The following is a 6,299-nucleotide window of genomic DNA, read 5'->3' as shown; positions in this document are numbered from 1 at the left end:
CCGCCGAAGCCCCCGCGCGTCGGCCTCGCGCTGGGCGGCGGCGCGGCCCGCGGCTTCGCCCATATCGGCGTGATCCAGGTGCTGGAGGAGAACGGCATCAAGGTCGACCTGGTGGCCGGTACCTCGGCCGGCAGCCTGGTGGCGGCGCTGTACGCCTCGGGCCTGCACGGCAAGGAGCTGGCGACGCTGGCCGAAGGCATGGACGAGGGCTCGATCACCGACTGGGCCTTCCCCACCCGCGGCCTGATCCGTGGCGAGGCGCTGGCCCGCTACGTGCGCGAGAAGACCGGCAACAGGACGATCGAGAAGATGCCGGTGCCGCTGGGCATCGTGGCGACCGACCTCTCCAGCGGCGAGGGCGTGATGTTCCGCAGCGGCGATACCGGCACGGCGGTGCGCGCCTCCAGCGCGGTGCCGACGATCTTCCAGTCGGTGCCCATCGGCACCAAGGAATACGTGGACGGCGGCCTGGTCTCGCCGGTGCCGGTGCGCTACGCGCGGCAGATGGGGGCGGAGCTGATCATCGCGGTGGACATCTCCTCCCCGCCGGCCGACAAGCCCGCGCCCGACGCGCTGCACATGCTGCTGCAGACGGTGGCCATCATGGGCCGCAGCATCAACACCTTCGAGCTGAAGGAGGCCGACGTGGTGATCCGCCCGCGCCTGGACGGCATCAGCAGCGCCGATTTCGCTGCCCGCAAGCGCAGCATCCAGGCCGGCCGCGAGATGGCGTTGCAGATGCTGCCGGTGATCCGGCAGCGCATCGAAGCGAAAACGCGCTGAGCGAGCAAAAGAAGCCATGGAAGAAGAGATCGCACTGTTCCCCCTGCAGGCCGCGCTCTTCCCCGAGGGGCGGCTGGCGCTGCGTATCTTCGAGCCGCGCTACCTGGACCTGATCGGCCGCTGCGAGCGCGAGGGCCGGCCCTTCGGCGTCGTGCAGCTGATCGAGGGTGGCGAGGTGCGCCGGCTGGACGCGGCCGCCGGCGACGGCAGCTTCGCCCGCGAGCGCTTCCACGAGATCGGCACGCTGGCCCACATCGAGTCGGTCGGGCGCGAGCAGCCGGGGCTGCTGCAGATCCGCTGTCGCGGCGGTGCGCGCTTCCGGCTGGCGAGCAGCTCCTGTCTTCCGCACGGCCTCTGGATGGGCCAGGGCATGCTGCTGGAGCCGGACCTGGCCGTGCCGGTGCCGGGCGATCTCGACCGGACCTCGCACCTGCTGCAGGCGCTGCTGCACACGTTGGAACAAGGCGCCGCGGCGCAGGACCTGCCGCTGCAGCCGCCCTACCGCTGGGACGACTGCGGCTGGCTGGCCAACCGCTGGGCCGAGTTGCTGCCGCTGCCCGCTGCCGAACGCCAGCAGCTGATGCAGCTGGACAACCCGCTGCTGCGGCTGGAACTGATTGCCGACCAGCTCGAGAAGCTGGGCGTGCGCTGATCGGCGCCCCATGGACAGCCCAGTGCCGATGCCCTCCCGCGCGGAGGCCTTCCGCTACTGGCTCAAGCTGGGATTCATCAGCTTCGGCGGCCCGGCCGGCCAGATCGCGCTGATGCACGAGGAACTGGTGGAACGGCGGCGCTGGATCTCGGAGCAGCGCTTCCTGCATGCGCTGAACTACTGCATGGTGCTGCCGGGGCCCGAGGCGCAGCAACTGGCCACCTACATCGGCTGGCTGATGCACCGCAGCTGGGGTGGCATCGTGGCCGGCGGCCTCTTCGTGCTGCCCTCGCTGTTCATCCTGATCGCGCTGTCGTGGGTGTACATGGCCTTCGGCCACGTGCCGGTGATCGCCGGCGTGTTCTACGGCATCAAGCCCGCGGTGACGGCGCTGGTGGTGCATGCCGCGTGGCGCGTGGGGTCGCGGGCGCTGAAGAACGGCTGGCTGTGGAGCATCGCCGCCGCGGCCTTCGTGGCGATCTTCGCGCTGCATGCGCCGTTTCCGCTGATCGTGCTGGCGGCGGGTCTCGCGGGCTACATCGGGGGCCGCTACAGGCCCGAGAAGTTCCGGCCGGGTGCAGGCCACGGCGCGGCGGCCAAGGCCCTGGGCCCGGCGCTGATCGACGACCACACGCCGACGCCGGCCCACGCGCTGTTCAGCTGGGTGCGCTTTCGCAGGGTGCTCGCGGGCTTCCTGGGCCTCTGGGCGGCCGCCCTGGGCGCGCTTGCGGCGCTGCTGGGCTGGGATGCGGCGCTGACGCAGATGGGCTGGTTCTTCACCAAGGCCGCGCTGCTGACCTTCGGCGGCGCCTATGCGGTGCTGCCCTATGTCTTCCAGGGCGCCGTCGAGCACTACCAGTGGCTGACGGCCGCGCAGATGATCGACGGCCTGGCGCTCGGCGAGACCACGCCCGGCCCGCTGATCATGGTGGTGTCCTTCGTCGGCTTTGCCGGCGGCTGGAACCATGCCCTCTTCGGCAGCGACTGGCTGTTCCTCGCGGGCGCCGTGGCGGCGGCGGTGGTGACCTTCTTCACCTTCCTGCCCTCGTTCCTCTTCATCCTGCTGGGCGGGCCCTTCATCGAGTCCACCCACGGCAATCTGAAGTTCACCGCGCCGCTGACCGGCATTACCGCCGCCGTCGTCGGCGTGATCGCCAACCTGGCGGTGTTCTTCGCCTGGCATGTGCTGTGGCCGCGCGGCCTGTCCGGCGGCTTCGAATGGCCGGCCGCATGCATCGGGCTAGCCGCCGCGGCGGCCCTGTTCCGTTTCAGGCTCGGCGTGATTCCGGTCGTGCTCGGCGCCGGCGTCGCGGGGCTGGCCTGGCAGCTTCTTCTTGCACAGGCATAAAAAAACCCGGCACGAGGCCGGGTTGAATCGGTACTTTCAGAAAACTGGTTCGTCGGGTACCGAGGAGACAATCGAAAGGGTCTGTCGATCAGGCAGCAGCCTTCTTGCTGGAGCGCGAAGCGGTCTGCGTGGCCTTGACGGCGGATTGGGTGGCGGCGGTGAAGTTGGCTTCAGCGACGTCGGCAGCCTGCTTGGCGGCCTTCTGGACCGACTCGAAGGCGTTGTTGGCGGCGGCCACGGCCGACTTCACCAGGGCGACGGCGTTCTCGCTGCCGGCCGGGGCGTTCTTGGCGGCGCTGTCGACGACGGCGGTGAACTTGGCCTGGATGTCGGCCAGCTGGGCTTCGGCAACCTTCACGACTTCGGCGTTCGTCGAAGCGGCGATGTCGTACAGGTGGCGGCTGTAGGAAGCGGCCTTCTCGGCGGTCGGCTGCAGCAGGGTGGCCTGCAGGTTCAGCAGCTCTTGCGCGTCCTTCACCGACAGGGCGGCTTCGGTGTTGGCCTGGGCTTCGCTCAGGGCGGTCTTGGCCACTTGCAGGTTCAGTTCGACGAGCTTTTCCACGCCTTCGAAGGCCTTGTTGGTCAGGCCGAAGAGGGTTTCCAGGTTGGCTTTCTGGGCGGCAAAGACTTGTTCAGCGGTCAGCATTGAGGGACTCCTTCTGGATGGGGCTCCTGCCCCGGTTGATCTGGGATCGTCGTCTTGTCGCAGCTTTTGCTGCACTGCAACATGGGTCTTAGTATAGGACCGCCTCGCCCGATTGCAAGCACTTTTTGTTGCGCTGCAGCAAATTAGTCCTGAGCTATCGTTGCCGCCCCATGCTGGCCTTCCATTCCGACGCCCACAGCCTGCTGCTGCCGCCGGGCCATCGCTTCCCGCAGTCCAAGTACCGGCTGCTGCGCGAGCATTTCGAGGCGCATCCCGGCCTGATCCGGATGCAGGCCGCCGAGCCGGCCACCGAAGGCGAGCTGGCGCTGGCCCACACGCCGGACTATGTGGAGGCGGTGCTGCTGGGCCGGCTGACGGCGGCGCAGCAGCGGGAGATCGGCTTTCCCTGGTCGCCGTCGATGGCGCTGCGGTCCACCCACTCGGTCGGCGCCACCATCATGGCGGCCCGCGCGGCGCTGGGCGGGGAGGGCATCGCCGCCAACATGGCCGGCGGCACGCACCACGCCTATGCAGACAAGGGCAGCGGCTACTGCGTGTTCAACGACGTGGCGGTGGCCGGGCGGCTGATGCAGGCCGAGTGGCATCGCCATCACCGCTCCTTGTTGCGGGTGCTGGTGATCGACCTGGACGTGCACCAGGGCAACGGCACGGCCGCGATCTTCCGCGACGACGAGAGCGTCTTCACCTTCTCGATGCATGGCGCCCGCAACTTCCCCTTCCGCAAGGAGCCCAGCGACCTGGACGTCGAGCTGCCCGATGGCTGCGGGGATGAGGAGTACCTGGCTGCGCTGGACGACGGGCTGGCGCAGCTGTGGCGGCAGCCCGCGCCGGGCCTGGCCTTCTACCTCGCCGGCGCCGACCCGCACGAGGGCGACCGCCTCGGCCGGCTGAAGCTGACGACCGAGGGCATGCTGGAACGCGACCGCCGCGTGCTCGGCGCGCTGCGCGAGCGCCGCATCCCGGTCGCCCTGGCCATGGCGGGCGGCTACGGGCGCGAGCTGTCGACGACGGTGGCCGTCCAGGTCAACACGCTCAACGAAGCGGCTCGCCAGTGCTCGCTGTGGCCGGCAGGGCCGCGATGACCTCGTGGGCGAGCTGCGCGACGCGACCCATGTCGTCGCGCTCCGTCCAGGCCGGGCCCAGGCGTACCAGCACCAGGTCCTGCGAGGGCATGACGATCACGTACTGGCCGTGGCTGCCGCGCGCCATGAAGGCATCGGCCGGCATGCCGTGCTCGATCCGCCAGCGCGCGCCGGCGCCGGCGCCGCGGTTGGTCCAGAAGCCGGCGGCGTAGCCGTAGTCCTCGGAACCGGGTGTGGGCTCGGCGGACCAGCTCGTCCAGCCGGCGGGCAGGATGCGCTGTCCATCCACCACGCCATCGTCCAGATAGAGCTGCCCCAGCCGAGCCCAGTCGCGGGCCGAGGCCCACAGGTGGCTGGCGCCGATGGGCGTGCCGGCGGCGTCGAACTCCAGCGTGGCGTGGCGCATGCCCAGCTTGTCGAACAGCTCGCGGCGGGCGAAGGCGAGCGCGGCCGCGGCCGTGCCGCCGGCCCGATCGCGGACGATGCGCGAGAGCAGCTGCGTGTTGGCGTTGCTGTAGTTCCAGGCCGTACCGGGCGCATGGGCCAGGCCGGCGCGGGCGGCATCGGCCGCGGTGTCCGGGTGGGCGAAGATCATCCGCGCGGTCGGGTCGAAGGCCGTGCCCAGGCCGGCGTGCAGCGACTGCCCCATGTCCAGGCCGCTGTTCATGCGCAGCAGCTGCTCGGGCGTGATCGCGTGGCGCGGGTCGGCCGGGTCCGACCATTCGGCGATCGGCGCCGGCGCCTGCATGTCGAGGCGGCCCTGGCGGACGAGGATGCCGACCAGCGCATTCGTCACCGACTTGGTGGCCGACCAGCCGGCCAGCGGCGTGGCCACGCCGATGCCTGGCGCATAGCGCTCGGCGACGATGCGCCCGCGATGGACCACGATGACAGCCTCGGTGTGCCGGTAGGGCGGCTGCGGCTCTTCGTCGAAGGCGCGGTCCAGCGCGGCGGCCAGGGCCCCGTGCGCTTGCACGACGGGCGCCTCGGGCGCGAGCGAGGTGGCCGCAGGCGCTGCCGGCATCGGCCCCGGCGTGGCGCCGAAGCTGCAGCCGTAGGGCGGCCGGAATGCGGCGCGACTCTCGGCCAGGCCGGCCAGGCGCGCGCGTACTTCCATTTGCTGCCGGTCGACCGTATAGCTCGTCACGGCGGCGAGCGGACCGGCCAGTGGCTCGATCGCATCGCGGTAGTAGCGCTGCGGCTCACGGCCGGCAATGAAGACGGCGCCGCAGAGCTGGTGGCTCAGGTAGCCGGTGGTCACGGCCGTGGCGCCGCAACCAGTCAGCAGCGGCAGCAGGAGTAGGGGAAGTCGGGTCATGGCTTTGGCGAGCGGAGCAGCCGGAAGTGGCCTGCCCACTGTCCCGGGCCGCGCGGCGCCGGTCTCGCCGAATCCCGCGTCCGCCTAGCCGATTTCGGATTCGGCGAGCCCCAGCCCGCTGCCCAGCGCCTGGCGCCGGTACTCGCTGGGCGTCATGCCGGTCTCGGCCTTGAAGGCGCGGTTGAAGGGCCCCAGCGACTGGAAGCCGGCGTCCATCGCGATGGTCAGGATCGGCGCGTCCGCCTGAGCCGGGTCGGCCAGCCAGCGGCGCGCATCGGCCAGCCGGTAGCCGTTGAGAAAGGCGTTGAAGTTGCGCTGGCCCAGGCCCTGGTTGATCAGCCGGCGCAGGCGATGCTCGGGCAGGCCCATGCGAGCGGCCAGGGCAGCGATGGTCAGCCCGGGCTCGCGATGGACGTGGTCGACGGTCATCAGCGTGCGCAGCGCGGCGA

General features: G+C 70.6%; 7 protein-coding genes. 4 read left to right on the top strand and 3 right to left on the bottom strand.

The genetic code is table 11. The features are described 5' to 3' along the window. The 3 genes from B0W88_RS28720 to chrA form a co-directional block, all read left to right on the top strand. On the top strand, positions 1-783 hold a 783-nt coding region (locus B0W88_RS28720; RefSeq protein WP_233151881.1), incomplete at its 5' end, for a patatin-like phospholipase family protein. Positions 784-799: 16 nt separating this feature from the next. Continuing rightward, the gene (locus B0W88_RS28715) at positions 800-1,435 is read left to right on the top strand and encodes an LON peptidase substrate-binding domain-containing protein (RefSeq protein WP_077037971.1); all 636 of its coding nucleotides are present in this window, start codon (positions 800-802) and stop codon (positions 1,433-1,435) included. A 28-nt stretch (positions 1,436-1,463) separates the two neighbouring features. After that, positions 1,464-2,783, top strand: a complete 1,320-nt coding sequence (chrA, locus tag B0W88_RS28710; RefSeq protein ID WP_233151882.1) for a chromate efflux transporter — start codon at positions 1,464-1,466, stop codon at positions 2,781-2,783. 88 nt (positions 2,784-2,871) lie between these two features. On the opposite strand, the gene B0W88_RS28705 is transcribed toward chrA, so the two are convergent. Continuing rightward, positions 2,872-3,429 (bottom strand): phasin family protein, encoded by a 558-nt coding sequence (locus B0W88_RS28705; protein ID WP_077037969.1) that lies wholly within the window; start codon positions 3,427-3,429, stop codon positions 2,872-2,874. A 170-nt stretch (positions 3,430-3,599) separates the two neighbouring features. On the opposite strand from B0W88_RS28705, the gene B0W88_RS28700 reads away from it, so the two are divergent. Continuing rightward, on the top strand, positions 3,600-4,532 hold the full coding sequence (locus B0W88_RS28700) for a histone deacetylase (protein WP_077037968.1): 933 nt from the start codon (positions 3,600-3,602) through the stop codon (positions 4,530-4,532). On the opposite strand, the gene B0W88_RS28695 is transcribed toward B0W88_RS28700, so the two are convergent. Both B0W88_RS28695 and B0W88_RS28690 read right to left on the bottom strand, forming a co-directional pair. Further along, positions 4,483-5,850, bottom strand: a complete 1,368-nt coding sequence (locus tag B0W88_RS28695; RefSeq protein WP_077037967.1) for a serine hydrolase — start codon at positions 5,848-5,850, stop codon at positions 4,483-4,485. The genes B0W88_RS28700 and B0W88_RS28695 overlap by 50 nt on opposite strands. Positions 5,851-5,934: 84 nt before the next feature. After that, positions 5,935-6,299 (bottom strand): helix-turn-helix domain-containing protein (locus tag B0W88_RS28690; RefSeq protein WP_144007038.1); only part of this gene is annotated, 365 nt, incomplete at its 5' end.

This window comes from Pelomonas sp. KK5 (assembly GCF_001984095.1).
Taxonomy (GTDB): Bacteria; Pseudomonadota; Gammaproteobacteria; order Burkholderiales; family Burkholderiaceae_C; genus KK5.
Note: the sequence above shows the minus strand (reverse complement) of the source record. Positions and strands in the feature narration are given on the sequence as shown.